Origin of the sequence: Pseudoalteromonas marina, from assembly GCF_000238335.3 — a bacterium.
GTDB classification, from domain to species: Bacteria; Pseudomonadota; Gammaproteobacteria; order Enterobacterales; family Alteromonadaceae; genus Pseudoalteromonas; species Pseudoalteromonas marina.
The window spans coordinates 1,681,660-1,707,094 of sequence record NZ_AHCB03000005.1 but is presented as its reverse complement, the minus strand read 5'-3'; the positions used below and the strand labels follow the sequence as shown (position 1 = coordinate 1,707,094).

The window sequence follows — 25,435 nt, the reverse complement described above, 5'->3', positions numbered from 1 at the left end:
TAAGCTTAAAAAACTCATAAGTTATTATTACTACTTAATCAATAAAAAGAACACAAATTATGTTACTCAAACGTACTCTTGCATGTGCTGTATTATTGGCACTCAGTGGCTGTTCAGAGCCAACCAATACATCAGATCAAAAAGAAGTAAAATCATCTATGAATCAAGTTAACTCAGTCGTGTATCCCGAAACCAAAAAAGGTGATGTAGTTGATACCTATTTTGGAGAAAACGTGGCCGATCCTTATCGTTGGTTAGAAGACGATATGAGTGCAGAGACTGCTGATTGGGTAAAAGCGCAAAATACGGCTACTTTTTCATACTTAGAACAAATCCCTTACAGAAACAAGCTCAAAGAGCGCCTTGAAAAGCTGATGAATTACGAAAAAATAGGTGCGCCATTTGAAGAGGGCGGCTACACCTACTTTTACAAAAACGATGGCTTACAAAATCAATATGTTTTATACCGCAGCAAAGGCGATAAAGCGCCAGAGGTATTTTTAGATCCTAATAAATTTAGCGACGACGGTACAACGTCTATGTCGGGTTTATCTTTTTCTAAAGATGGTAGTTTATTAGCGTATCAAGTTTCTGAAGGGGGCAGTGATTGGCGTGAAATTATTGTTATTGATACACACACTAAAGAGCAAGTAGAGCAAGCTTTAGTTGATGTGAAATTTAGTGGTATTGATTGGTTAGGTAACGAAGGATTTTATTACTCAAGCTACGATAAACCAAAAGGCAGTGAACTATCGGCTAAAACAGATCAACATAAAGTGTATTATCATGCTTTGGGTACATCGCAGGATGACGATCGTGTTGTATTTGGCGACAGCGAGGCGCAAAAGCATCGTTACGTTGGCGCCGATGTAACAGATGATGGCAAGTACTTGCTAATTTCTGCCAGCGTTTCAACGTCTGGAAACAAACTGTTTATAAAAGATTTAAGTAAAGAAAATAGTGATTTTGTTACTGTTGTTGGTAACTCAGATTCAGATACTTCTGTAATTGATAACGACGGCGAAAAGCTTTACTTAGTTACAAATTTAAACGCACCCAATAAAAAAGTGGTCACGGTAAATGCAAATAACCCAGCGCCTGAAAATTGGGTCGACTTTATATCAGAAACCGATAACGTTCTTAGCCTAAGTAAAGGCGGAGATACTTTTTTTGCTAATTACATGGTTGATGCCATTTCGCATGTTAAACAATATAATAAGCAAGGTGAGTTAATACGTGAAATTAATTTACCAGGCGTAGGGAGTGCACGTGGTTTTCGTGGTAAAAAAGATCAATCAACGCTTTATTACTCGTTTACCAACTATAAAACTCCTGGGACTACTTTTTCGTTTGATGTAAGCTCAGGCGAGTCAAAGGTTTATCGTGAATCGGCAATCGATTTCAACAGTAATGATTACACCTCTGAGCAAGTTTTTTATACCTCTAAAGACGGTACAAAAGTGCCGATGATCATTACTTATAAAACGGGTATAAAATTAGACGGTTCAAACCCAACCATTTTATACGGTTACGGTGGTTTTAACGCAAGTTTAACACCAAGTTTTAGCCCTATTAATGCGCTTTGGCTTGAGCAAGGTGGGGTGTATGCCGTTGCTAATATTCGTGGTGGTGGTGAATACGGTAAAGACTGGCATAACGCTGGTACAAAAATGCAAAAACAAAACGTGTTTGACGACTTTATTGCCGCTGCAGAGTACTTAAAAGATAAAAAGTACACCTCTAAAAAGCGTTTAGCACTGCGCGGTGGTTCAAATGGTGGTTTATTAGTAGGTGCTGTGATGACGCAGCGACCTGACTTATTTCAAGTTGCATTACCAGCGGTAGGCGTACTTGATATGCTGCGTTACCATACATTTACAGCGGGCGCTGGTTGGGCATACGACTACGGTACTAGTGAGCAAAGTAAAGAAATGTTTGAATATATAAAAGCTTACTCGCCATTGCATAACGTTAAAGCGGGCGTTGAATATCCTGCCACTATGGTAACAACCGGTGATCACGATGATCGTGTGGTGCCATCTCATTCATTTAAATTTGCTGCTGAATTACAAGCTAAGCAGGCTGGAAATAACCCTACACTTATTCGTATTGAAACAAATGCGGGTCATGGTGCGGGCACACCAACCAGCAAGGTTATAGATTTATACGCAGATATGTTTGGTTTTACGCTATATAACATGGGTGTTAAAGAGCTATAAAACGCGTTAACGTTACCTTGTTTTAAAATACAAAAGCCGAGTAAATTTACTCGGCTTTTATTATCTGTATTTTGGATTCAAATACCTGCTTATTAACTACTGCGCAGGCAAAAATAACCGCTGATAAGTTTTATATGCGTATTCATCACTCATACCACTTAAATAGTCACAAATAATGCGCATGCCTTGGTTATGTTTTTGAGCCTCAATATATTGCGCTTGCGTTGTTTCGGGTAACAAACGAAGCGGATCGCTTGCAAACGCTGTAAACAATTCAATAAGTAGGTTTTGCCCTTTAAACTCAATCTGTTGCATTTCAGGGTCGCGAATTAAGCGTTGAAATACAAAGTGCTTGAGTATATGTAGTACGTTTTCATACTCTGGGTGCAACTTAGCAGTGTATTTTAAAATAGGGCATTCAAATGCTTCGTTTTGTATGTCTAAATGAATGTGAATAATGAAGGTGTTTACCAGCTCACCTATGGCGTCTTTTCGTTCAAAATCATTTTTTGAAAATAGTCGAGATGTTAACGTTTCAAGCAAGGTATTCAGCCACTCAAAATTAAGCGCTTGCAAGTGGGGAAGTGCGTGCGTTTGCCAGTCATCTAATGTTAAAACACGGGTTGCAATTGCGTCTTCTAAATCGTGCACGGCGTATGCTATATCGTCGGCATGTTCCATTATGGCGCTGTCTAGGGATTTATAAAGTGTTTTAGCACGGTGTTTATCTATTGTTGCGTGGGTATTTAATAAGGTTCTGTCATTTTGGCTTAATGGTTCAACAATCCAGTCAAATATGTGTGCGTCGTCTTGGTATAACCCTTTTGCAGGGCGCCAATCATCGGCTTTGATAAAAGCACGTGAGTTACGCGTATCGGGTATTGTGTGCCACAACTCGTTTATAAATGCTGGGTATTTAATAAACCCGAGTAATGTGCGACGTGTAAGGTTCATACCATAACCATTACTGTAGGGCTCTAGCTTAGCAACTATTCGTAAAGTTTGAGCGTTTCCTTCAAAACCACCATGGTCTCGCATCATATAGTTAAGGGCAATTTCACCTCCGTGGCCAAATGGTGGGTGGCCAATATCGTGAGCCAAACAGAGTGTTTCGAGTAAACCGGTTGATGGAAAATGGTTAAAATCACTATGTTGTGTCTTTAAGTGCCTTAAAATACCAGTGCCAATTTGTGACACCTCTAACGAATGAGTAAGGCGGGTACGATAAAAGTCGTTTAGGCCAATCCCCATAATTTGTGTTTTAGCTTGTAAGCGTCTAAATGCAGCGGCATGAATAATTCTTGAGCGGTCAACCTGCCAGGGAGATCGGTTGTCGTTAGGTCTGTGTTTATATTGCTCTATTATTCTACTTTGCCAAACTTTGTCCATACTGCTCAATCACCATTAAACCTATTTAGTGTTTAGTATACCCATGCACTTATAAATTGCGAATGAACATATTTTTGCAATTCGCGTTTATATAGTGGCTTAGGTATAATAAGGGTTCGTATGCGTGTGTAGTTACCATGCATAAATAGTTGTTTGAATGAGACGATACATGCTTAAGATTATCTTTCAGTTTTTGTTATCCATCCTTTTTATATGGGCACTTGCGTACCCGTTTATACAAAGTGATGAAACCGATAGCGCAGATCAAACCACCACTGAACAACCTAAAAAAGTGAAGAAAAAAGAAAAGCCGCTACATAATGTAACGTTGCCTAAATTTTCTGAATTTACGGATGTAAAAGAGAAAAAACGCGCATTTTTTGATTTTATCCGTCCCCATGTTGAGGCTGAAAATAAAAAAATATTACAACAACGTGCCAAGTTAGAAATAGCCCGCATGATGCTTGAAAACAACCTATCGCTTGAAGAAAAACAAAACAAAGATATTGTTAAAATTCTTAAACAATATGGTTTACCTGAAACGGTTAACACACTTGTGCTAACTCAGGCTTTACGCCGTGTTGATATTATTCCTAAAGAAATGGCGCTAATGCAAGCTGCTAATGAGTCGGCTTGGGGCACCTCGCGATTTGCTCAAATTGGCCTGAATTTTTTTGGTCAGTGGTGTTACTCAAAAGGCTGCGGCATGGTGCCAAAACGCCGTAACACTGGAGCAGCGCATGAAGTCGCTGCATTTAAATCGGTTCGTGCTGCGGTAAGCTCTTATTTTAGAAATATAAATACTCATAGCGCTTACAAAGAGTTACGGGGCATACGTGAAAACCTGCGCCGTGAAAAAAAGCCAGTATTAGCAACCAAACTAACTCATGGTTTGATGTCTTACTCTGAGCGAGGCGAGGCCTACATTGAGGAGTTAAATACGATGATTAGACAAAACAGAGCTTATTTTGATGAATAAATATATGACAGGTTACTTTTACGCGAGTTTACTTTTTTTGTTGAGCTTAAGTGCATTTAACGCCAACGCCAGAGAGTTTGTAATGTCGTACGATGGTTTTTATGATCGTTTAAAAGTAGTTAATAAAGGGGATTTTCAATATGCCCGTGTCAACTTTTACATAAGCGACATTGCTACTAATGAGGCATGCGCAATAAAAAACGGAACCATTTTAACAGAGAATAACGAGTATCCGCTTAACTTCACAGATAGCGCACAGCTGTTGTTGCCTTTTGATAAGCAACTTGATTCAGATAAAGCTGTTATTGTTATCGAGCCACAAAACCCTGAGCATGACTGCCAGTTAAAGCTACAAATAGAAGCTAACGAATTTGACGATTTAGCTTTCTCAAAACATGCGTTGTATACCATTAACGAGGAGCTAGACGAATTACTAACTGATTTGTCAGGCTTTTTTGTTAGTAAGCTAATGTGGTTTTTATTACCTGAGCAAAAAGGTGTGGCGGTTACCTTTAAAAACCCAATAAACATTAATGATGATAACGTAACCTGCGAGGAATCGATTTGTTATTTTGATGTTGACGATAATTGGGAAGAGGATAGCCAATCGTTCGGTGAAATTAGTAATGTTTTAAAAGTAACTCCCTGGATTGCAAAGTAACGGTAACGTTGCAGTGAAATACAAAAAAGCGGCATTAGCCGCTTTTTTATTTTAGTGGCGCTGAAGAGTCACGCTGCATTAGTGTGGGTTCAAAAAAACGATTTATTTTAATATTTTTTGTTTGGTATACGTCTTTAAGAACAAGTTTTGCGGCCATTTCACCCATTTTAGCTACCGGATTATCAATCGTTGTTAGTGTTGGGTAGAGGTAGTTTGCAAATATTACGTTATCAAATCCGACTATAGATAAATCGTTGGGTAGGTGATAGCCGTGCTCTCGGGCATATTTCATCGCACCTGAGGCCATCTCGTCGTTTGCGCACACAAGAGCGGTAAAATTTAGCTTACTATTAATGAGGTGCTCAAGCGCTGAACTTCCCCCGGTTTCGTTAAAATCACCTTCAAAATAAAGCGATGGGTCAAACGTTATATTGGCTTCTTCGAGGGCTTGTTTATGACCCGCTAAACGGTTTACAGCATCGGCCTTAAACTGAGGGCCTGCAATATAAGCAATTTCGGTATGGCCTTGTTCTAACACCGATTTAGTTGCTAAATAACCGCCTAGTTTATTGTCTAAGCTAATGCAGTGCTCTTTGAGTTCTTCAACGTAGCGGCTCATTAAATAAACAGGCGTTGTGCCTCTACTGAGCGATATCAGGTATTCGTCGGTCACTGCTTCAACATGCAAAATTATGGCGTCGCAGCGCCTGCTAATTAAAAAGTCGATGCCTTCTTTTTCTTTATCTTCTTCACTGTGGCCGGTTGTAATAATAACGTGTTTACCGGCAGCTCTAAGCTCAGACTCAATCCCCGCCATCATTTGGGCGAAGAAAGGACCATGTAATTCAGATACTAGAATACCTACACTGTTAGTGCAGTTTGATGCTAAAGATTGGGCTATTGAGTTAGGTTTGTAACCCAATGTTTGCATTGCATCGAGTACTTTTTTAGTTGTTTTATCACTTACTTTTGTGTTTTTGTTCATTACCCGAGAGACGGTAGCTAACGATACACCTGCAAGCTCTGATACTTGATAAATTGTTGCCATGTTACTTATTGACTCGCTTTCACCCTTAACTTAATCAGCTAAATCATACCTTAGTGTTGTTGACTGTGGTTAGCTTTGATTGAATATTTTCAACAACCTGGTTAGTTAATGTATATTTTTTCATTGTATATGCTACAAAAAGGGATCCTAGGGCGGGTAGTACAGTAAACGACAGTAAAATTCCCTGCTGAGTACTCATTGTTTGCGTCACATCAGCCTGATAACTGTAAAATGATAATAACCAACCTGCAATAGCACCTCCAACAGCAACACCCATCTTAATAAAAAATATAACACCGGAGTAAACTAAGCCCGTAATCCGTAATCCCGTTACTTCGTGACCATAATCTATGGTGTCAGCCATTTTTGCCCATAGGAGTGGGGTCGCCATATCTAAAAAGAATTTCCATAGAATAAAAGCAGCAAACGCGAGAACCAGTTGTTCACTGCCAATAAAGTAGCTAAACCCACAAATAGTTGCAGCGATAAGTTGTAAGCTAATGTAAGCTTTTATTTTGCAAAAACGCGCAGCTAGAGGCTGTGCAACGGCGCAACCTATCATACTAGCAACTACACCTAGGGTCATAAATAGAGTAATTAAATCTTCCCGACCGAGGTAGTATTTGACGTAATAAACCGCCAGAGTTAGCCTAAGCACTTGGCCAGTCAGCAAGAAAAATGCAGCAATACACAAGGTACGCCATTGATCGTTTTTTACTAGGGCTTGAATACTTTTAGCAAAAGGGATGTTTTGTTCCTTGGGTTGTTGAATACGTTCTTTAGTGCCTAAAAAGCAGAGTAAAAACAGCACAAGGCCTAAAATACTCATGGCGGTCATGGTTAGCTGGTAACCTTTAGCGTTATCGCCCTGGCCAAAGTATTCAACCATTGGCATGGTGCATCCAGCAACAATAACACCACCAAGCATCCCAAATACAAAACGGTACGATTGAATAGTAACGCGTTCTTTTGCGTCTGCGGTTAACACACCACCGAGTGCGCAATAAGGTATATTAATAGCAGTGTAAGCAACCATCAGTAAGGTATAGGTGCTAAAGGCATAGATTATTTTGTCAGTGCCTTCTAAGTCGGGTGTAGTAAACGCTAAAATACTAATAATGGCAAAAGGGAGCGCAAGCCATAGTAGGTAAGGGCGAAAATGCCCCCATCTAGTTTGTGTTTTGTCAGCTAGGTTGCCCATTAGGGGGTCGGTTACGGCGTCAAAAATGCGAACAGCTAAAAACATAGTACCAACAACAGCGGGGGATAAGCCCACCACGTCGGTATAGTAAAGCATTAGGAACATCATTACCGTTTGGAAAATAATATTGCTGGCGGTGTCGCCTAATCCGTAGGCTATTTTTTCTTTTACACTAACCATGGTTGCTTTATCTCGCTTTATGTTTTTTTAGTTGCGTTAATAAATACGTTTTTTTATCTATTTGAGATTAATGCTTTATAGGCTAGGCCACTATTTTTTATAGTACGTTGCTGTGTGCTGTAATCTACATAAACTATACCAAATCTTTTTAAGTAACCTTCTGCCCATTCAAAATTATCCATTAGGCTCCAGGCAAAATAGCCGTCAATTCTTACACCTTGTTCTGTTGCATTGTGAACGGCATTTAGGTGACTGTTGTAGTAGTCTAGTCGATCTACATCATTGATTTCACCATTATTATAGCTGTCGGGCATAGCTGCGCCATTTTCAGTAATAAAAATAGGCGGTAGGTTATAGGTATTGTTAAGTGTGACTAATAACTCTGTAAACGACTTAGGGTAAATTTCCCAGCCCATATCGGTTAGCGGGCCAGTAGGCTCTATTGGCTCATATATTTCAGTAGGGTGCGCTTTATAAAACTGACGGGTATAAAAGTTAATACCCAAATAATCAATTGATTGCGAAATAATAGCCATGTCACCATCGTGAATATCTGGCAGATGTGCTGAAGGTAATTGTTCAATAATTGCTGGGTATGTACCATCCATGATGGGTTTCATGTACCACTGGTTTAAGTAGTCATCTGCAAAAGCAGTTGCAGCAATGTCATCAGCGTCTTCAGAGATGCTATAACAGGGAGTAAAATTAAGCACGATACCGTTTAAAGTCGTCGGTGAGTTTTGCTTTAATACGGTCATGGCAAGCCCATGTGCTAATAACAAATGGTGGGCGGCTTTGCGCCCGTATTGTTTACCCACTTTACCTGGCGCATGAATGCCAATTTCGTAACCTAAAAAAGCACTGCAAAAAGGTTCATTTAAGGTAGCGTATGAATGGACTCGGTCACCGAATGCAAAGGTAATTAAATCAACATAGTGAGCAAACGCATAAGCTGTTTCTCGGTTTAACCAACCCCCTTCGTCTTCAAGGTGTTGAGGTAAATCCCAGTGGTATAACGTGACAAACGCTTTAATATTGCGCTTTTTCAGTTCATCTAAGATGTCGGTGTAAAACTTTACGCCTTCAGGGTTAAGCTCACCACTTTTTGTAATAACACGAGGCCAAGAAATAGAAAGTCTGTAAGCATCTACTCCTAATGATTCGATTAAATCTATGTCTTGTTTCCAATTATTGTAGTGATCACATGCAACATGCCCATTTGAGTTATCAGCTATTTTACCTGGAGTATCACAAAAGGTATCCCAGATACACGGCAGACGGTGAGTTGATCCACCTTCTATTTGGAAAGACGCTGTTGCTACACCATAAATAAACTCTTTTGTTAATAGAGGTGAACAAGTTGGTAAAGATATTTTAGTCATTAGTTACAAACCTTTTAAAACCTAAATTGCACTTTTAGCGCCGATATTTACTGCCTCGTAGCTTACTCTCGACTTGATAAAAAAATAAAAATTGTTGAATTATGTTACGTGTTCGTATTTAATTAGCTGTGAAAGCGCTTACATTTTTAAGATTAATGTTAATTAACCTTCAGGTCAACTCTTTAATAGCATGGCTTAGCCGCCAATTTATTAACAATACAGAGAAGGTTAACGATAATAATAAATTGCGGAGAGCACATGGCTAGTTCAGCACCAACAACGACACACACACAATCGCAAAACACAGGCGATAATAATTATGGATTTGCACTTACATCGTTAACAACGCTATTTTTTATGTGGGGTTTTATTACCTGCCTAAATGATATTCTAATCCCGCATTTAAAAGCGGTATTCGATTTAACATACGTGCAGGCTATGCTTGTGCAGTTTTGTTTTTTTGGTGCTTACTTTTTAATGTCTATACCCAGCGGGCTTATTGTGAAAAAGCTGGGTTATAAAAACGGCATTGTTGTCGGGTTATTAATTGCTGCAGTTGGGTGTGTATTATTCTATCCAGCGGCACAAATGCATAACTATCCTGTATTTTTGTTTGCGCTGTTTGTTTTAGCAAGCGGAATTACTTTATTACAGGTATCTGCAAACCCATACGTAAGCTTATTAGGTCCTGCAAAAACAGCGTCTTCTCGTTTGACATTAACACAGGCATTTAATGCGCTTGGTACCACGGTTGCACCGTCTTTTGGTGCATTATTAATACTAGGCTCAGCGTCGGATGCTTTTTTGACACCGGCGCAAAATGCCGAATCAGTTCAACTTCCTTACTTGCTGCTTGCTGCAATGTTAATTGTATTAGCTGGTGTGTTTGCATGGCTTAAGCTTCCTGACATTATGAGCGAGCAAAAAGAAGCTGCCGAGAAATCAGACACCATTGAAGGGAGTGCATGGCAGTATCGCCACCTTGTTTTGGGTGCGGTAGGCATATTTATGTATGTGGGCGCGGAAGTTGCGATTGGTAGTTTTTTAGTTAGCTTTTTAGCGCAAGAAAATATTGCTGGATTAAAAGAACATGTCGCGGCTCATTACATTACCTATTACTTTGGCGGTGCAATGGTTGGGCGTTTTATTGGCGCGGCTGTAATGCAAAAACTTCCCGCCGGTAAAGTGCTTGGTTTTAATGCAACCATGGCTATTATTTTAGTGGTTATTGCCATGAGCACATCTGGTCAGTTAGCAATGTGGTCAATATTATTAGTTGGATTATTTAACTCCATTATGTTTCCTACTATTTTTAGCCTTGCACTAAATGGCTTAGGCAAGCACACAGCGCAAGGTTCGGGCATTTTGTGTTTGGCAATTGTAGGCGGTGCAATTGTGCCGCTTTTACAAGGTGCACTTGCTGATAGTGTTGGGGTTCAACTTTCGTATGCTTTACCAATTTTATGTTATCTATTCATCGTATTTTACGGCTTAAGTGGCAGCAAACCTGTTCAAGCTAAGGAGACTTTATAATGAACACACGTTTTACGCTCAATAAAATTGCATTAGCAACATTGGTTGCTTCAGTGACCACATTAACTGCTTGTTCAAACGACAATACTAATCAAGCTGATACTACAAAAGCGCATGCTAGTGCTGAACAAATATGGCCCAAGCTCAACATTGCGGTTAAAAAAGATGCAGAGATAGAAGCGCAAATAGCGAGTTATTTAAACTCAATGACGCTTGAGCAAAAAGTAGCGCAAATGATTCAGCCTGAAATACGTGATATTACCGTTGAAGATATGCGTAAATACGGTTTTGGTTCTTACTTAAACGGGGGGGGGGCGTTTCCTAATGGGGATAAACATGCCACACCACAAGATTGGGTTGCCCTTGCTGAAAAAATGTATCAAGCGTCCATTGATGATTCAATAGACGGTAGCAAAATCCCTACTATGTGGGGAACAGATGCAGTGCATGGTCATAATAATGTGATTGGTGCTACGTTATTTCCACATAATATTGGTTTGGGTGCGGCTAATAACCCTGACCTAATTGAACAAATTGCAGCTGTTACCGCGGTAGAGGTTATGGCTACAGGTATTGATTGGGTATTTGCGCCAACCGTTGCAGTTGTACGTGACGATCGCTGGGGTAGAACCTATGAGGGATATTCTGAAGACCCTGCAATAGTGCGTGAGTATTCAGCAGCTATTGTAAATGGATTACAAGGTAAGGCCGATGAAGACTTCTTAAGTGATAAACGTGTAATTAGTACTGTTAAACACTTTTTAGGTGATGGCGGCACTGTTGATGGTGACGATCAAGGTAACAATATCGACAGTGAGCAATCGTTATTTGATATTCATGCACAAGGTTATGTAGGTGGGTTATCGGCGGGTAGTCAGTCTGTAATGGCGTCGTTTAACAGTTGGAACGGTGTTAAAAATCACGGTAATAAATATTTACTGACCGATGTATTAAAAACACGCATGGGTTTTGACGGGTTTGTTGTTGGTGACTGGAATGGACATGGACAAATAAAAGGCTGTACCAACGAAAGCTGCCCACAAGCTATTAATGCAGGGCTAGATATATTTATGGTGCCAACGGGCGCTTGGAAACCACTGTATGAAAATACCATAGCGCAAGTTAAATCTGGCGAAATTAGCATGGCGCGTATTGACGATGCTGTTGCACGTGTATTGCGTGTAAAACTACGCGCGGGTTTATTCGATAAGCCAAGTCCAGCAAACCGTTTATATTCAGGTAAAACAGAATTAATTGGCGCACAAGATCACCGTGAAGTAGCACGACAAGCAGTACGTGAGTCACTCGTACTTCTTAAAAATAAAAATGGCTTATTGCCGCTTTCGCCAAATCAACATGTACTTATTACTGGTGACGGTGCCGATAATATCGGTAAGCAGTCTGGTGGGTGGAGTATTACTTGGCAGGGCACTAACAATAAAAATGCTGACTTCCCAGGAGCCACGTCAATTTATAAAGGCTTAGAAGAGCAAGTTACTGCCGCAGGCGGTAAAGTTACACTCAGTGATGATGGCTCTTTTGAGCAAAAACCCGATGTAGCCGTTGTTGTATTTGGTGAAGAACCTTACGCGGAGGGGCATGGTGACAGAGATAACCTTGAATTTGAGCGCGGCAATAAAAAATCGTTAGCGCTGTTAAAATCATTAAAAGCGCAAGGAATAAAAGTTGTTTCTGTATTTATTTCTGGTCGTCCAATGTGGGTAAACAGTGAACTTAACGCTTCAGATGCATTTGTAGCGGCATGGTTACCTGGTACTGAAGGCGGTGGTGTTGCCGATGTGCTACTAAAAACAGCCGACGGTAGTGTTAACCACGATTTTAAAGGCAAACTTTCTTTTTCATGGCCTAAAACGGCAGTTCAAACAACGGTGAATAAAGGAGATAAAGATTACTCGCCGTTATTACCGTATGGCTTTGGTTTAACCTATGGTGATAAAAATATACTTGCGGATAATTTAGATGAAAATTCGCAATTAGATAATTCTTCACTCACGAGTATGGATATTTTAGTGGGAGCACCGGTTGCGCCATGGCGTCTATTGCTAAAATCGGGTGATGAATTGTTAGATGTGTCGAGCAGTACCCATGAGTTTGGCGCTATAAAATACCGAACTGAAGATAAGGTTGTACAAGAAGATGCTCGTCAGTTTAATTTCAACGGTAGTGAAAAAGCGAGCGCAGAAATAGTAACGAGCTTTGCTGAAGATACTATTACTTATGTTGAAGCAAATGGCGTGATTAGTTTTGACATAAAGCTTAACCAAGCGCTTGGTAATGAGCTTTCACTTGCAATGTGCTCGGGTGAATGTGGTGAAAGTATTAACCTAGCTAACGTTGTTGATAGTAGTTTACTTAGTAAATGGCAGTCAGTATCGATTGACCTTAAATGCTTTGCTGATAAAGGCGTAAATTTTGCGAGTTTAACAAGCCCATTTAGTTTGCACAGCTCAGGTAAAGCCTCTGTGTCGGTATCAGATATCAAATTTGTACCAAACAAAGCAGATGAAGCAACGCTTAAGTGTAAGTAAGAGTATGCTAAATTAAATAGATAGATTGTTGTGTGTAGTAAAGCCCTTCATTTGAAGGGCTTTTTTTATGAATCAAAATACACAGATAGTTTAATTTAGTAATTAAGTGTAGTAGCTCATATCTGATCTGACAGTATAAGCAAATAGGTTTAGACTTTATCTGACAGGCAGCTATGAGCTGTGAGTTCAACTGGTGAATGCAACGCTATCCTTATTATTAGTTAAAGGAGCGTTTACATGAAACAGAGAAAGCGTATTTATTATAATGCAGAACAAAGAAGGTTAATTTGGGATCGATATCAGCGCGGTGATAGTGCGCATGATATAGCAAGGCTATTTGATCGATACCATTCATCTATATTAGGTATTATCCATAAAACAGGTGGTGTTCGGCCGCTTGAGCCCAAACGCTCACCAACAACACTAACTCTTGCAGAGCGAGAAGACATTTCACGAGGGTTAGCAGCAAGTAAGTCACTTCGAGAAATAGCGAGATACCTTAATCGCTCACCTTCCACTATTTGCCGTGAAGTAAACCGCCACGGCGGGATTAAAAAATATCGAGCGAGTAAAGCTGACAAAGTTGCCTGGGAAAATGCCAAACGCCCTAAGCCTTGTAAGCTGTATGGCAACAAAGAATTATGTTTAATCATTGCTCAAAAGATGGAATCTGCATGGTCACCTCAGCAAATCTCTGGTTGGCTTAGGCGGAGATACCCCAATAATGAGGATTTGAATGTGTCGCACGAAACAATATATAAAACCCTATATATACAAACCCGCGGCGCCTTAAAAAAAGAGCTACAAAAACACTTAAGGACGCAGCGGGTAGTCAGGAAATCAAAACACGCCACTCTTAAAGGTAAAGGGTTAGGAAAGATAGTTGACGCTGTACCAATTAGTGAAAGGCCATCAAATGTTGAAGACAGAGCTGTTCCAGGCCACTGGGAGGGAGACTTGATCCAAGGCTCAGGAAACAGTTTTATCGCGACTCTAGTTGAGCGGCACTCTAGGTATGTAATGTTAGTGAAAGTACCTAGTAATAAAACAAAGCCAGTAATCGAAGCGTTGATTAAACAAGCTAATAAGTTGCCAGCAGAGCTTTATAAATCATTAACTTGGGACAGAGGATGTGAGCTTACAAATCATAAAGACTTTACTCTAGCTACAGATATTCAAGTATATTTCTGCGATCCACAATCACCTTGGCAACGCGGCTCCAATGAAAATACAAATAGGTTATTAAGACAATATTTTCCAAAAGGAACTAACTTAAATGAGCATTCTCAGATAAGATTAAACCAAGTTGCCAGACAACTTAATGAGAGACCGCGGAAAACACTAGAATACGAAACACCTGCGGAGCGATTTAATCAGTGTGTTGCATCGAGTGGTTGAACTCACAGCGAGAAGCAGACGTCCAGACAAACTCGTTTTTGGACAAAAATGAGTCAGTAATTTTTAAAATGAACGTTTAATTGATTACCTAAAGTATTGAGAGACCTCAATTGAGAAGTCACTCTCATCTATCCACGACTAAATGTACTAACCCACACGATATCTAATCTGACAGCAGCAGAGTTGCAATGGTAAGTCTGTCAAATTAGATCTGAGTTAGTGAGATTATTTATTCACAATCTTATATGGTTATATATTTCAAACTCTTATAATCTCTCAAGTTGCTTTTGGAGCATAATTGCTACGTATCGTGCTGAAGTTAGGCAACCAATATCGTGAAATCCGTCTGCTTTCGTGTTATCGGCCATGTCTACAACTGTCTTCGCACCGAAGTACAATGGTTTACATAATGACTGAGATGCCGCTTCATAAAGTGCATACATCTCCATTTCCAGTCCCGCCATTTTACGGTGTTGGGTTCCTATTCTCTCCATCATAGAAGCATCAGCTATGACAGCTGAACCTGATGAGATAGGAGCAACATGTATGTTCATGTTACCTAGTTCAGTAGCATAAAGGTTTTTACGTACTGCGTTGATGAGAGAGCTATCATTTTTAGACTGCTCAAGATCGACCTTAAGATTAGAGTCTATAGAGGCCTGCATGGGCTCTTGTTTGAATTCACCATCTTTCCATTTCCCTGTTTGATATTCCCAGCATATTTTTCCGACAATGATGTCTAGATAATTTGACTCTCCTGAAACTCCGGCACAAATACCACTCATTGCCACTATTTTGGGTTGAAATAACTCTATAGCTTTAGATGAAACGATAGCCATACTAACTAAACCCATTTCATTTGGCTTTATGATTAAACCGTGTTTATCACCGATTTGAATTTCTTGGCAATCCATTCCTGAAATATTTTGAGATTCGCCAAGCGTAGCGATTGTGTCTGAAAAAGCAGAGCGTTCTTTAGCCAACGCACAAAAGATCAAAAAGTCACATTTAATTTTTTGAGCGACTCTACTTAATTTTAATTCTAGGGCAGTTTTCCAGCCTTTGGACTCGTCATAACTAACTAGTGTTATACCTGCTTTGTTGAAAAGCTGTATGTTTTCTATCTCATTGACTTCAAATTGGGTTAAAGCTATTGCTTCAGATTGGTAATTCTTGCTGTGAGAAAATTCAGAAATAAGCTCAAAAGAGCAATCTCTTTCTTGACCATGTCCTTTTATGTCTGGAAGATACATATCAAAGATAACAAGGTCAAATTGCTCTGTATAAAGGTAACGTCTAGCACTAGTTAAATCTTCTGCCCAATTAATACTGTAGTGATTTGCTAGGTTTTGCAAAGAAGTATTTATAACTTCTTCAATAGATTCTTTCTTACTTGGGTTGTCTTCGATAATTAGTATTTTCATTTTACTTTAAGAATTCCATTGTTTTTTTCTTCCACGGTTCATTATTGCTGTGGTCGTAGTAACAGGCTTCAATCGCCATGAAGCCGTATTCTTCTCTAAAGGTTGCAGCAGAGTCTTGAACTGGTATTAAGTCTTGTTCTATCTCGATTTCAGGGTATTGAGTTAGAATCAAAACTGGTAAGTCCATCAAATTTTTCATTTTTAGCTCAAACAAAACCTCTATACCGCCAGTAGGAAGAGGAACCGGAGTTCCTTGCCCCGGTAGAGCTCTATGGCTGGGTAAAGACATATCCAGTATGATTTTTTCTGGAGTATAATCAATTAAAAACCTGACAGCATCCATGACGTTATCAACTAGCGTTACTTCTGTCTCGTTGCCTAATACAGAGTTAAAAACTTCCATGATCTGTGACGATTTATGTGCATCATCTTCAACTATCAATATCATCGTACTTACCTCTACTATCAAGTTCAAAATGGAATTCAAAACAGAGCATATTTCCCTCTTCATTAGGAGAAAAATTTAGCTCGCTTATACTTCCTTCGTTCTCTAGTTTTTTGAGCTTTCGAATCCCGCTTTTACTCTCATAGTCGTCAGCATCACCTTTAGCTAAAAGCTGAGCTTCTTCTATGTTATTTAGTGCTTTTGTTACTGCTTCACAACTATCGAGTTCTGTATATAACTCAATACGAATCGCATTCCTTCTTTCTTCAAGTATGGACACTTTGAAATCTATTCTACCGTTAGGTTTACCATGCTTAGCAGAATTATGGATTAAAACAAATAATGCATCATATATAACATAGTACGTGCCACCATTTATGGTGAAGATTTTATCTGCTAAGTCTATTTTAGGCTCAAATTCTGGGAAGCTATCTTTTACTTCGGATATCACTGCGTTAAATAATAAATAGATATCGGTACTTGGCGAAGCATAAGTAGGCTTGTTGAACCAAGATGCCATCAAGCCAAATTTCTGGCTAGTAAGTGAGTTAACTTCTTGAGAAAATTTGGAGTATTGTCTCTTATGTGTTAATGAACCATATTTTGGACTATAAGAAAATACACCATGTGAAGATTTTCTCTCACTGAGCAACTTCTTAGTTGTAACTAGGTCAAATTCGGCAAGCCTCCAGCAGTAATCAATAATTAAGCTTGGCAACCTAACAACACCAGTTCTCTTGGAATATATTCGAAGGATTTCGTATATCAGTTGATCAGCAACGACTTTTTTAGCTGGAGAATCAATATCTGTAGAAAAGCACCCATCAGGCTTACGTTTGCTCTTGACCTGTAAGACGTTCTTTTTCAAAGCGTCTATCATTTCTTCGTAGCGTTTCATCCATTCGCCAAACCTAGAGCTAAACTCCTTATCATCGAATAAGTGAATATATTCTTCCTTGGAAGATAGAGCTTTTAATTCTGTGCTAGCAGTCCCTTCGAAGGTGCCGTGTCTTATCCGTCTTCCAAGGTATGAAGCTATGCCAAACGAACGGTTGTCACAAAACTCTTTGTAGCATGCTAGCAATAGATTAATAACCTCATCTGTGCTGCCTACACCGGTACTTTTCCAATTAAGATTTACAGCAGGGTGCTCACTAATCATAAGGTTATCAAGAGCCATGGTTAGCTTACCAACCATTTGATCCTCAAACCATTGAGTGTATTTAAATGGGTCTACATAAATACGGGAATCATCAATAGTACCCTTTTCTTTGTTAATTTGAATATCTATTTTTAATGTTTTGGCTCTATCTAGATAACGTTCTTCACCACTGATTTTACCGTACCAGTTGAGCATATCAGCACGAAGCTGTATCGCATCCACAGGGCGATCTACTATCCTAAACAGGGTCGCTAGGAATGTTTCATCACAGGTCAATAGTAGGTGTTCTGCTACCGCTGGAGAAATACTATATAAGTACTGGACTAAGTCGTTCAAATTGCCATTGAACTGTTGTATGCAATAATCTTGGATTACTGACCGAAGCTTATGCTCTGACAGCTGAGATTTATGATTCAGGGTGATTAAACAGTTAACTACTAATTGAAGTCGCTGACATGTGGCTGAAGATGCCATTGATGCTAAATATTCTTTTGGACATATTTCGCCAATCTCACGCGTATAGGACATTAATTCCACAAACAAGTCTTGCTCGTTCTGCGATAGTTGACCTTGCTTTCGGCCCAGTACATATACTAGTGCGGTCGAGTTTTCTAACATCCCACAAGTAGAAGAATTATACTTGTCACTTCTAATTTCATACCTAGCAGGAGTTGTGTGATTCAGATGTTCTAGCTCATTGATATCTGAAAAATATTCTTCAACAATTGGTGTTGCTAGCTGATTTATGTGCTTTGAATTTAAGGCATTTAAGTAGTAATAGCCATGAACTATTTGGAACTGTAGAGCATTGGGTTGTTCAGAAAATAGGAAGCCTTCTCTCAGAAAATAGTAACCAACATCTTCGTCTACTTTTTTGTACATATTTTCCGGGTTAAATTGAATTGCAGAAATTCTTTCATATGCTTCCTCTAAGCTTCGTTCCACAGTAGTTGTAGGAATGAACGAAAGGTTAAACTTAAGCAATTTCATAAGATAGAGGTAAGAATCAAAAAGAGAAAACGAGAAGTAATCGCTTAAAACTAATTCAAACTCTAATTTGTCATTAGGGATTGGCTTAATAAAAGATTTAGCTATATGTATCCCATTGAATATTTTATTAATTTCATAGATTCTTTTCGATGTGGTAATATGAGAGGTCCTTAAGTTACTCAATTGAGTAACAGCGCTTTCAATGAAAGGACAACGTGATATACTTATTCGTTGCTTTATGTAATCAATTTTTCTGAGAATCTCGTTATCATCCAATCCTAAAAGCTGGTATCTATTTGTTATGTAAGATAACTGACGAATTAAAAATACGGACGCCCCCTTCATATCAGCTAAATCACTACAATATTCTAAAGCAGTATTAATATCTCCAACATTTAGCGATTCTAGTATCTTTACCGCACAGTCAGCCAACTCTTCTAGTTCGAAAGCATACTTGTTAATATACTCTACAACCTCATGTAGTGAATATTTCACAATTAAGTCATTCGCCTCATTAGGGCACCTATCCGAAAGCAACTGACCAATTTCAGTTCTATCAAAAATGGAACTGGATCTAACAAATAAGATAGATTTTTTGAAATCGGAATTGGTGCAACTATGCTTGATCTTCTCTAAAGCCCTACGAGTTTGCTTGAAGTTAGTAGGGTCTGTACCTCTCAAATAATTCCGCGCTTTCTTCGATGGGATATCGATTAAATGGACTGAACCTACGTTATTTATATTTAGTAAAAGGTGCTTAATATTCAAATAATTAATACTCTGTAGCATAAGGCGCTCACTGTGGCTACTTACTTTTTGTGTTCAAATATAACACTTATTGCCTTTATTATTGAGCATATTTAATTTTTAAGTTTATTGAGATTTGGTTATTTGTATTTACTTTTCCTTTTCATACTTGATAAGCCGCTTGAGTTAGGGAGCTCCTGAGCATTAGAAAAGTTTATCTTATGAAAATACTTGTGCAGTGGAGGAGTAATTACTCTAAGCAAAAAAAGGGGCAAAAACGAGTTACGCCTGAAGGTCTGCTCATGGCTGTGAGTTCAACCACTCGATGCAACACACTGATTAAATCGCTCCGCAGGTGTTTCGTATTCTAGTGTTTTCCGCGGTCTCTCATTAAGTTGTCTGGCAACTTGGTTTAATCTTATCTGAGAATGCTCATTTAAGTTAGTTCCTTTTGGAAAATATTGTCTTAATAACCTATTTGTATTTTCATTGGAGCCGCGTTGCCAAGGTGATTGTGGATCGCAGAAATATACTTGAATATCTGTAGCTAGAGTAAAGTCTTTATGATTTGTAAGCTCACATCCTCTGTCCCAAGTTAATGATTTATAAAGCTCTGCTGGCAACTTATTAGCTTGTTTAATCAACGCTTCGATTACTGGCTTTGTTTTATTACTAGGTACTTTCACTAACATTACATACCTAGAGTGCCGCTCAACTAGAGTCGCGATAAAACTGTTTCCTGAGCCTTGGATCAAGTCTCCCTCCCAGTGGCCTGGAACAGCTCTGTCTTCAACATTTGATGGCCTTTCACTAATTGGTACAGCGTCAACTATCTTTCCTAACCCTTTACCTTTAAGAGTGGCGTGTTTTGATTTCCTGACTACCCGCTGCGTCCTTAAGTGTTTTTGTAGCTCTTTTTTTAAGGCGCCGCGGGTTTGTATATATAGGGTTTTATATATTGTTTCGTGCGACACATTCAAATCCTCATTATTGGGGTATCTCCGCCTAAGCCAACCAGAGATTTGCTGAGGTGACCATGCAGATTCCATCTTTTGAGCAATGATTAAACATAATTCTTTGTTGCCATACAGCTTACAAGGCTTAGGGCGTTTGGCATTTTCCCAGGCAACTTTGTCAGCTTTACTCGCTCGATATTTTTTAATCCCGCCGTGGCGGTTTACTTCACGGCAAATAGTGGAAGGTGAGCGATTAAGGTATCTCGCTATTTCTCGAAGTGACTTACTTGCTGCTAACCCTCGTGAAATGTCTTCTCGCTCTGCAAGAGTTAGTGTTGTTGGTGAGCGTTTGGGCTCAAGCGGCCGAACACCACCTGTTTTATGGATAATACCTAATATAGATGAATGGTATCGATCAAATAGCCTTGCTATATCATGCGCACTATCACCGCGCTGATATCGATCCCAAATTAACCTTCTTTGTTCTGCATTATAATAAATACGCTTTCTCTGTTTCATGTAAACGCTCCTTTAACTAATAATAAGGATAGCGTTGCATTCACCAGTTGAACTCACAGCACAAGTCGGCTATTCACTGTCAGATTTAATCCAACTGTACAAATCGAATCTGGCAGATCAAGTTAAGACTTTTTCAAATTAAGCTTGCAAAAGTAAGCTTTTTTCATCGTAGGTTACCACTTTGTCACGGCCAGTTTCTTTAGCAAGGTAGAGTCGTTTATCGGCGTTCGCTAGTAACTCTTTTATAGTCTGCTCGCCGTTTAATGTGCTACTGACGCCTGCACTCACCGATAAATTTATATCGTGCCCCTCGTAATAAAATGGATAACTGCTTATGCTTTCTCGTAGTTCTTCGGCATTATTTCTGGCATCACTTAATGAGCAGTTGGGCAATAAAATGGCAAATTCTTCGCCGCCGATCCTGGCTGATATCTCTTCATTTAAAAATTGTGATTTTACATGCTGAGCTATCCACTTTATGGCTTGATCGCCTGCCTCGTGGCCATAGGTATCGTTAACGCGTTTGAAAAAATCAATATCGAGCAAAATAAGTGAAATATTTTTGTTTTGGTAAAGTGATAAACTTAACGCGTTTTTTCCTTTCATAAAAAAACCACGGCGGTTAAATAGTTGACTTAAAACGTCGGTATTAGCAATGCTGGCAAGCGTATGTTCTGTATTAGATGCTAATAAGTAAGGGAGTAATAATGCACTGCAAGTGGCTAAAATTAAATGACTGCTTAAAATGAGCTCTAATGGTTCTAAATAGGTTGTCTCGCTTAGGCTTAAAATAGGTAAAGCAAGCAGCACTGTTTGAACAAACATAAGCAAACTATGGATTAAAAAGCAGGTAATTAATGCCTTTTTTTGTAAGGTTGCAACAAAGCTCATAGTGCTAATGATGTAAGCAGAAAATAAGTATAACCCTGCAATAATAAAGCTCGTTACCATTTGTGCTGCGGAGTAAGGATACACAGATAATAAAATTACGGCGGTAAAAAGCAGCAAATAGTAAATAGGGCGTAAGTTTAAAGGTTTGCTGTATTTGTATTTATGTAGTCCCAGAATAATTAAAAATGGGCTGAGTATTATAAAAATATTCGCTAAATAACTCGTAATAAAAGGAAAATTAAGTATTAGTTTTAAACATGCGAGTAGTTCAGCAAATGAAAATGCAATGCACGCTAAACCAAAAATTAAAAAAGCAGATTGTTTTTTGTAATTATGAACAGATAAAAAAAACAACCCTATTAGTAGGTTAAGTATAAAAGAGAGACCAATCACAGTAGGCAGGTGTAGCATTCATTTTCGCTTTTATTAGGAAATTGTGTCTGACTAACTTAAGTATTATGTATTAATCATGAAAGGTCAACATGGGTAAATAGTACTAGTTACCCATATTGTAACTGAATAGAGTATACGCAGAAGATTATTAACGCCAGCTAAACCAAACTGTCCAAGGCCGATTTAAGGTTCTCGTAATGAAAACGATAGTTATGCTTTTGTGCTTTGGTTGGCACTACAAATTGCCCGGTAGTAAGTAAGTCAGACATTTCACCCATTAATACTTTCAATACAAATGCAGGCATGGGCATAAAAGCAGGACGCGATAATGCATTACCCAAGCGTTTACTAAACTCTGAGTTACTAACTGGGTTTGGTGCTACGGCGTTAATTGGCCCCGAAATTTCAGGGTGTTTCATAATATATAAAATAAGCTGTGTCATATCGTCTATATGTATCCACGACATACCTTGCTCTCCGTCACCAATTGGCCCGCCTAAACACAATTTAAATGCGGGAAGCATCTTGCTTAATGCACCACCTTTTTTAGCTAATACAATACCGGTTCGTAATAGGCAGACTCGTGTTTTTTCAGACTCTGCTTTTAATGCTGCGTCTTCCCAGTCTTTACACAGCTGATGACTAAATTCATTGTGGGGATCTGTAAAGTTTTCATCTATGCGCTTGTCGCTTTGGCGTCCATAGTAGCCAATAGCACTGCCTGATATAAACGTGTGTGGAGGGTTAGTACTTGCTGCAATGGCGTGGCTAATTTGATCTGTTAGATTAATGCGGCTGTCACGTATAATTTGCTTCTGTTTATCGCTCCAACGTTTATTAACGATTGGCTCACCGGCTAGATTAATAACAACGTCAACTGTATTAAAATCAACAGCGCTTATGTCAGTGACTGCTTTAATTTTATGACCCAATAATACATTTGCTTTTGTGGCATTACGGCTAAGCACGGTAACCGTGTTGTGGTGCTCTAAAAAAGGACATAAATGTTGGCCAATTAGCCCAGTAGCACCTGTAACAAATATATGCATATTGAATCCTCAAATTATAATTGTAGCAAGTGTTTTTAATTTATACTCACTAGCATGTAGTTTCTATCCTTAATACGAAATAACAAGGGTTATGATCACTTTGTAATTATTTCATTTCATTAGGTTTTGCCTTACACTGTGGCCTTATTACAAATATAAGGATTAATAAAGTGGCAGGTTTAACGGGTGTAAATAAAAGCTTAATTGTTTTTGCTGCTTTAGTAGTGGTATTGGCAGGGATCAAATCAGCAAGTGTCATTGTTATTCCTTTCATATTAGCGGCATTTATTGCCATTATTTGTAATCCACTAATTAAATTTTTTGCACGTTATAAAATTCCTAAAGGCATTGCAGTGATGCTTGTGGTGCTAATTATTGTTGGGCTTGGAGTCAGCTTAGGTGGCTTAGTTGGCCAGTCCATTAATGATTTTTCACAGCAGCTTCCTGAATATAAAGCCCAACTCAAAGAAGAGTTTATTTGGCTTGTAGACCTCGCCTCCCAGTACAATATTTTAATTAATAAAGAACAACTTATTTCGATGTTTGACCCAGGCAAAATGGTTGATGTAGCAACTAACATGCTGACAGGGCTTGGTGGCGTAATGGCAAACATGTTTTTAATAATCTTAACGGTTATTTTTATGCTGTTTGAAGGCCCACTGCTAAGCAATAAAATACATATGGCTCTTGAAGATCCTGATAGTAAAATGAAGCAAATTGACCGATTTTTAGAATCAATTAATTCTTACTTGGCTATAAAAACACTCGTGAGTTTAGCTACTGGTATTATTGTGTCTGTTTACTTATGGGTTCTAAATGTCGACTACTTTATATTATGGGGTGTTTTAGCATTTATGTTTAATTACATTCCGAATATTGGGTCAATTATTGCGGCTGTGCCTGCCGTGTTACTTGCCTTAATAACTCAAGGCCCTCTAATTGCAGGTATGGTAGCGGCGGGTTACTTAACAATAAACACGGTGATGGGCAACATTGTAGAGCCTAAATTTTTAGGTAAAGGGCTTGGCCTATCAACCCTTGTTGTATTTTTATCTTTAATATTTTGGGGGTGGCTACTTGGTACAGTAGGTATGCTCTTATCTGTTCCATTAACAATGATTGTTAAAATAGGCCTTGAAACCAGCATAGAAGGTAAATGGGTTGCTACATTATTAGGCAGTGGTGAAGATAGCGCGATGCGTTAACCTTCAGCATTTATAGCCAACATAACCCATTTGAATTGCTATATAGCACTTAATGCGTCATCAACAGCGTTAAGTGCTCCCTCTAAATAACCTGCTTCTTTTTTTGCGAATTCACTTCCTACTAAGTGAATATTTAAATCTCTTAGCTCACTTGTTAGTTCACCTAAATGGAAATCAGGGTGTTGTGAGGGTTGTGTTTTATCGTCGTTATTGGCAACAAATTCATCCTCAGCCCAATCTTTTATAAAACAATGTGTGGGGTTTCTAGCGGCTTCGCCGTAAAAATAGACTAGCTGGTTAATACAAGCTTTTATTAATTGTGCTTTGGAAACTTTACTGCGAGTGGCGTATGGCACGCCGATAAAGCCAAATAAGGCAGCATGCTTATTGTGTTCCGCACTTGCATCATGTATTTCAATCATGGGGCCGACTCGGCTAAAGCATTGCCCAGATAGATTGCGTTCTCGCCAAAAGGCGTATTCGAATGTGGCCACAAATTTAGCCTGTCCTGCCATCCAAGTGGGCGTTGTAGTCAAACGATTTATAAGCCTCTCACTTGCCCAAAAATTAGGTGTTAAATGTTGGGTGATCATTCGAGGAGGCAGGGCAGTGAGCACTGTGTTTGTTTCAAACTGCTGTACTTTACCATTGTTATTAACTGTTAACTGCCAGTTATCATTACTTTTTTTGAGTTCTGTTACGCAATGATTTAACAATATATGCTTTGCAGGTAGCTGTTTATAGAGTGCCTTGATTAAGGTACTCATGCCATGTTTTAGCCTAAACAATTGCATTTCGCCAGCGCCTGCAATTTGTTGAACTGCCTGATTAGGCGCTTGGTATAACACATCACCATGATTGTATTGCTCAAATATCGATAAGTTGAGCGATTTGACCAATGATTGAATTTTTGGTTGATGAGGAAAGATCCACGTCGGACCAAGATCAAACCCAACATTTTCATTTTTTATTGAATTTTCACAATAAACACGCCCACCTAAAAATGGTTTGGCTTCTAATAATAAAAACGCAATATTACGTTCATGCAATTTTGTTGCAGCATAAAGCCCTGCAAGTCCGCCACCAATAATTATTATAGGCTTGGCCATTATTTA

Annotated in this window: 18 protein-coding genes; 7 read left to right on the top strand and 11 right to left on the bottom strand. The window is 38.9% G+C overall.

All coding sequences use genetic code 11. The features are described 5' to 3' along the window. Window positions 1-59 precede the first annotated feature (59 nt). Window positions 60-2,219 (top strand): prolyl oligopeptidase family serine peptidase, encoded by a 2,160-nt coding sequence (locus PMAN_RS07885; RefSeq protein ID WP_010558149.1) that lies wholly within the window; start codon window positions 60-62, stop codon window positions 2,217-2,219. A gap of 96 nt (window positions 2,220-2,315) precedes the next feature. Here PMAN_RS07885 and PMAN_RS07880 read toward each other — a convergent pair whose 3' ends face one another. Continuing rightward, window positions 2,316-3,608, bottom strand: coding sequence for an anti-phage deoxyguanosine triphosphatase (locus PMAN_RS07880; protein WP_010558148.1), 1,293 nt, complete (start codon window positions 3,606-3,608; stop codon window positions 2,316-2,318). A gap of 169 nt (window positions 3,609-3,777) precedes the next feature. Between PMAN_RS07880 and PMAN_RS07875 the strand changes: the two genes are divergently transcribed. Then, window positions 3,778-4,587: a glucosaminidase domain-containing protein gene (locus PMAN_RS07875; RefSeq protein WP_010558147.1), complete on the top strand. Its 810-nt coding sequence runs from the start codon at window positions 3,778-3,780 to the stop codon at window positions 4,585-4,587. Further along, window positions 4,580-5,248, top strand: a complete 669-nt coding sequence (locus tag PMAN_RS07870; RefSeq protein ID WP_010558146.1) for a DUF2987 domain-containing protein — start codon at window positions 4,580-4,582, stop codon at window positions 5,246-5,248. Before PMAN_RS07875 ends, PMAN_RS07870 begins: the two co-directional genes overlap by 8 nt. Window positions 5,249-5,294: 46 nt before the next feature. On the opposite strand, the gene PMAN_RS07865 is transcribed toward PMAN_RS07870, so the two are convergent. From PMAN_RS07865 to PMAN_RS07855, 3 genes are read right to left on the bottom strand one after another with little or no spacing between them, the layout of a single operon-like run. Next, on the bottom strand, window positions 5,295-6,296 hold the full coding sequence (locus PMAN_RS07865) for a LacI family DNA-binding transcriptional regulator (RefSeq protein WP_010558145.1): 1,002 nt from the start codon (window positions 6,294-6,296) through the stop codon (window positions 5,295-5,297). Window positions 6,297-6,339: 43 nt separating this feature from the next. Beyond that, window positions 6,340-7,677 carry a glycoside-pentoside-hexuronide (GPH):cation symporter gene (locus PMAN_RS07860; RefSeq protein WP_010558144.1) on the bottom strand — a complete coding sequence of 446 codons (1,338 nt, stop codon included), beginning with the start codon at window positions 7,675-7,677 and terminating at the stop codon, window positions 6,340-6,342. A 53-nt stretch (window positions 7,678-7,730) separates the two neighbouring features. Beyond that, window positions 7,731-9,059, bottom strand: coding sequence for a GH1 family beta-glucosidase (locus tag PMAN_RS07855; protein ID WP_010558143.1), 1,329 nt, complete (start codon window positions 9,057-9,059; stop codon window positions 7,731-7,733). A 258-nt stretch (window positions 9,060-9,317) separates the two neighbouring features. Here PMAN_RS07855 and PMAN_RS07850 point away from each other — a divergent pair, with 258 nt between their 5' ends. From PMAN_RS07850 to PMAN_RS07840, 3 genes are all read left to right on the top strand, one after another. Then, complete coding sequence (locus PMAN_RS07850; RefSeq protein WP_006792235.1) at window positions 9,318-10,592, top strand: sugar MFS transporter; 1,275 nt, start codon at window positions 9,318-9,320, stop codon at window positions 10,590-10,592. Continuing rightward, complete coding sequence (locus PMAN_RS07845; protein WP_010558142.1) at window positions 10,592-13,141, top strand: glycoside hydrolase family 3 protein; 2,550 nt, start codon at window positions 10,592-10,594, stop codon at window positions 13,139-13,141. Before PMAN_RS07850 ends, PMAN_RS07845 begins: the two co-directional genes overlap by 1 nt. A gap of 237 nt (window positions 13,142-13,378) precedes the next feature. Continuing rightward, window positions 13,379-14,539, top strand: a complete 1,161-nt coding sequence (locus PMAN_RS07840) for an IS30 family transposase (RefSeq protein WP_138529284.1) — start codon at window positions 13,379-13,381, stop codon at window positions 14,537-14,539. Between the two features lie 266 nt (window positions 14,540-14,805). On the opposite strand, the gene PMAN_RS07835 is transcribed toward PMAN_RS07840, so the two are convergent. From PMAN_RS07835 to PMAN_RS07810, 6 genes are all read right to left on the bottom strand, one after another. Beyond that, window positions 14,806-15,963 (bottom strand): phosphorylase family protein, encoded by a 1,158-nt coding sequence (locus tag PMAN_RS07835; protein ID WP_010558156.1) that lies wholly within the window; start codon window positions 15,961-15,963, stop codon window positions 14,806-14,808. A 1-nt stretch (window position 15,964) separates the two neighbouring features. Next, window positions 15,965-16,411, bottom strand: a complete 447-nt coding sequence (locus PMAN_RS07830; protein WP_010558157.1) for a DNA-binding transcriptional response regulator — start codon at window positions 16,409-16,411, stop codon at window positions 15,965-15,967. Then, entirely contained in the window at window positions 16,395-19,055 is a 2,661-nt protein-coding gene (locus tag PMAN_RS07825; protein WP_168371074.1) for a hypothetical protein, read from the bottom strand. Before PMAN_RS07825 ends, PMAN_RS07830 begins: the two co-directional genes overlap by 17 nt. Window positions 19,056-19,621: 566 nt before the next feature. Next, window positions 19,622-20,782 carry an IS30 family transposase gene (locus PMAN_RS07820; RefSeq protein ID WP_138529284.1) on the bottom strand — a complete coding sequence of 387 codons (1,161 nt, stop codon included), beginning with the start codon at window positions 20,780-20,782 and terminating at the stop codon, window positions 19,622-19,624. Between the two features lie 138 nt (window positions 20,783-20,920). Beyond that, the gene (locus tag PMAN_RS07815) at window positions 20,921-22,084 is read right to left on the bottom strand and encodes a GGDEF domain-containing protein (protein WP_010557525.1); all 1,164 of its coding nucleotides are present in this window, start codon (window positions 22,082-22,084) and stop codon (window positions 20,921-20,923) included. A 140-nt stretch (window positions 22,085-22,224) separates the two neighbouring features. After that, window positions 22,225-23,115, bottom strand: a complete 891-nt coding sequence (locus tag PMAN_RS07810) for a TIGR01777 family oxidoreductase (RefSeq protein WP_010557524.1) — start codon at window positions 23,113-23,115, stop codon at window positions 22,225-22,227. Window positions 23,116-23,285: 170 nt separating this feature from the next. Here PMAN_RS07810 and PMAN_RS07805 point away from each other — a divergent pair, with 170 nt between their 5' ends. Beyond that, the gene (locus PMAN_RS07805; protein WP_008127717.1) at window positions 23,286-24,320 is read left to right on the top strand and encodes an AI-2E family transporter; all 1,035 of its coding nucleotides are present in this window, start codon (window positions 23,286-23,288) and stop codon (window positions 24,318-24,320) included. Between the two features lie 38 nt (window positions 24,321-24,358). On the opposite strand, the gene PMAN_RS07800 is transcribed toward PMAN_RS07805, so the two are convergent. Continuing rightward, complete coding sequence (locus tag PMAN_RS07800; protein WP_010557523.1) at window positions 24,359-25,429, bottom strand: flavin monoamine oxidase family protein; 1,071 nt, start codon at window positions 25,427-25,429, stop codon at window positions 24,359-24,361. Window positions 25,430-25,435 lie beyond the last annotated feature (6 nt).

What these genes read in the sequence shown, in the direction of transcription:
- PMAN_RS07885 (WP_010558149.1), top strand. Translation starts at nt 60, where the DNA reads ATGTTACTCAAACGTACTCTTGCATGTGCTGTATTATTGGCACTCAGT.
- PMAN_RS07880 (WP_010558148.1), bottom strand. Translation starts at nt 3,608, where the DNA reads ATGGACAAAGTTTGGCAAAGTAGAATAATAGAGCAATATAAACACAGA.
- PMAN_RS07875 (WP_010558147.1), top strand. Translation starts at nt 3,778, where the DNA reads ATGCTTAAGATTATCTTTCAGTTTTTGTTATCCATCCTTTTTATATGG.
- PMAN_RS07870 (WP_010558146.1), top strand. Translation starts at nt 4,580, where the DNA reads ATGAATAAATATATGACAGGTTACTTTTACGCGAGTTTACTTTTTTTG.
- PMAN_RS07865 (WP_010558145.1), bottom strand. Translation starts at nt 6,296, where the DNA reads ATGGCAACAATTTATCAAGTATCAGAGCTTGCAGGTGTATCGTTAGCT.
- PMAN_RS07860 (WP_010558144.1), bottom strand. Translation starts at nt 7,677, where the DNA reads ATGGTTAGTGTAAAAGAAAAAATAGCCTACGGATTAGGCGACACCGCC.
- PMAN_RS07855 (WP_010558143.1), bottom strand. Translation starts at nt 9,059, where the DNA reads ATGACTAAAATATCTTTACCAACTTGTTCACCTCTATTAACAAAAGAG.
- PMAN_RS07850 (WP_006792235.1), top strand. Translation starts at nt 9,318, where the DNA reads ATGGCTAGTTCAGCACCAACAACGACACACACACAATCGCAAAACACA.
- PMAN_RS07845 (WP_010558142.1), top strand. Translation starts at nt 10,592, where the DNA reads ATGAACACACGTTTTACGCTCAATAAAATTGCATTAGCAACATTGGTT.
- PMAN_RS07840 (WP_138529284.1), top strand. Translation starts at nt 13,379, where the DNA reads ATGAAACAGAGAAAGCGTATTTATTATAATGCAGAACAAAGAAGGTTA.
- PMAN_RS07835 (WP_010558156.1), bottom strand. Translation starts at nt 15,963, where the DNA reads ATGAAAATACTAATTATCGAAGACAACCCAAGTAAGAAAGAATCTATT.
- PMAN_RS07830 (WP_010558157.1), bottom strand. Translation starts at nt 16,411, where the DNA reads ATGATATTGATAGTTGAAGATGATGCACATAAATCGTCACAGATCATG.
- PMAN_RS07820 (WP_138529284.1), bottom strand. Translation starts at nt 20,782, where the DNA reads ATGAAACAGAGAAAGCGTATTTATTATAATGCAGAACAAAGAAGGTTA.
- PMAN_RS07815 (WP_010557525.1), bottom strand. Translation starts at nt 22,084, where the DNA reads ATGCTACACCTGCCTACTGTGATTGGTCTCTCTTTTATACTTAACCTA.
- PMAN_RS07810 (WP_010557524.1), bottom strand. Translation starts at nt 23,115, where the DNA reads ATGCATATATTTGTTACAGGTGCTACTGGGCTAATTGGCCAACATTTA.
- PMAN_RS07800 (WP_010557523.1), bottom strand. Translation starts at nt 25,429, where the DNA reads ATGGCCAAGCCTATAATAATTATTGGTGGCGGACTTGCAGGGCTTTAT.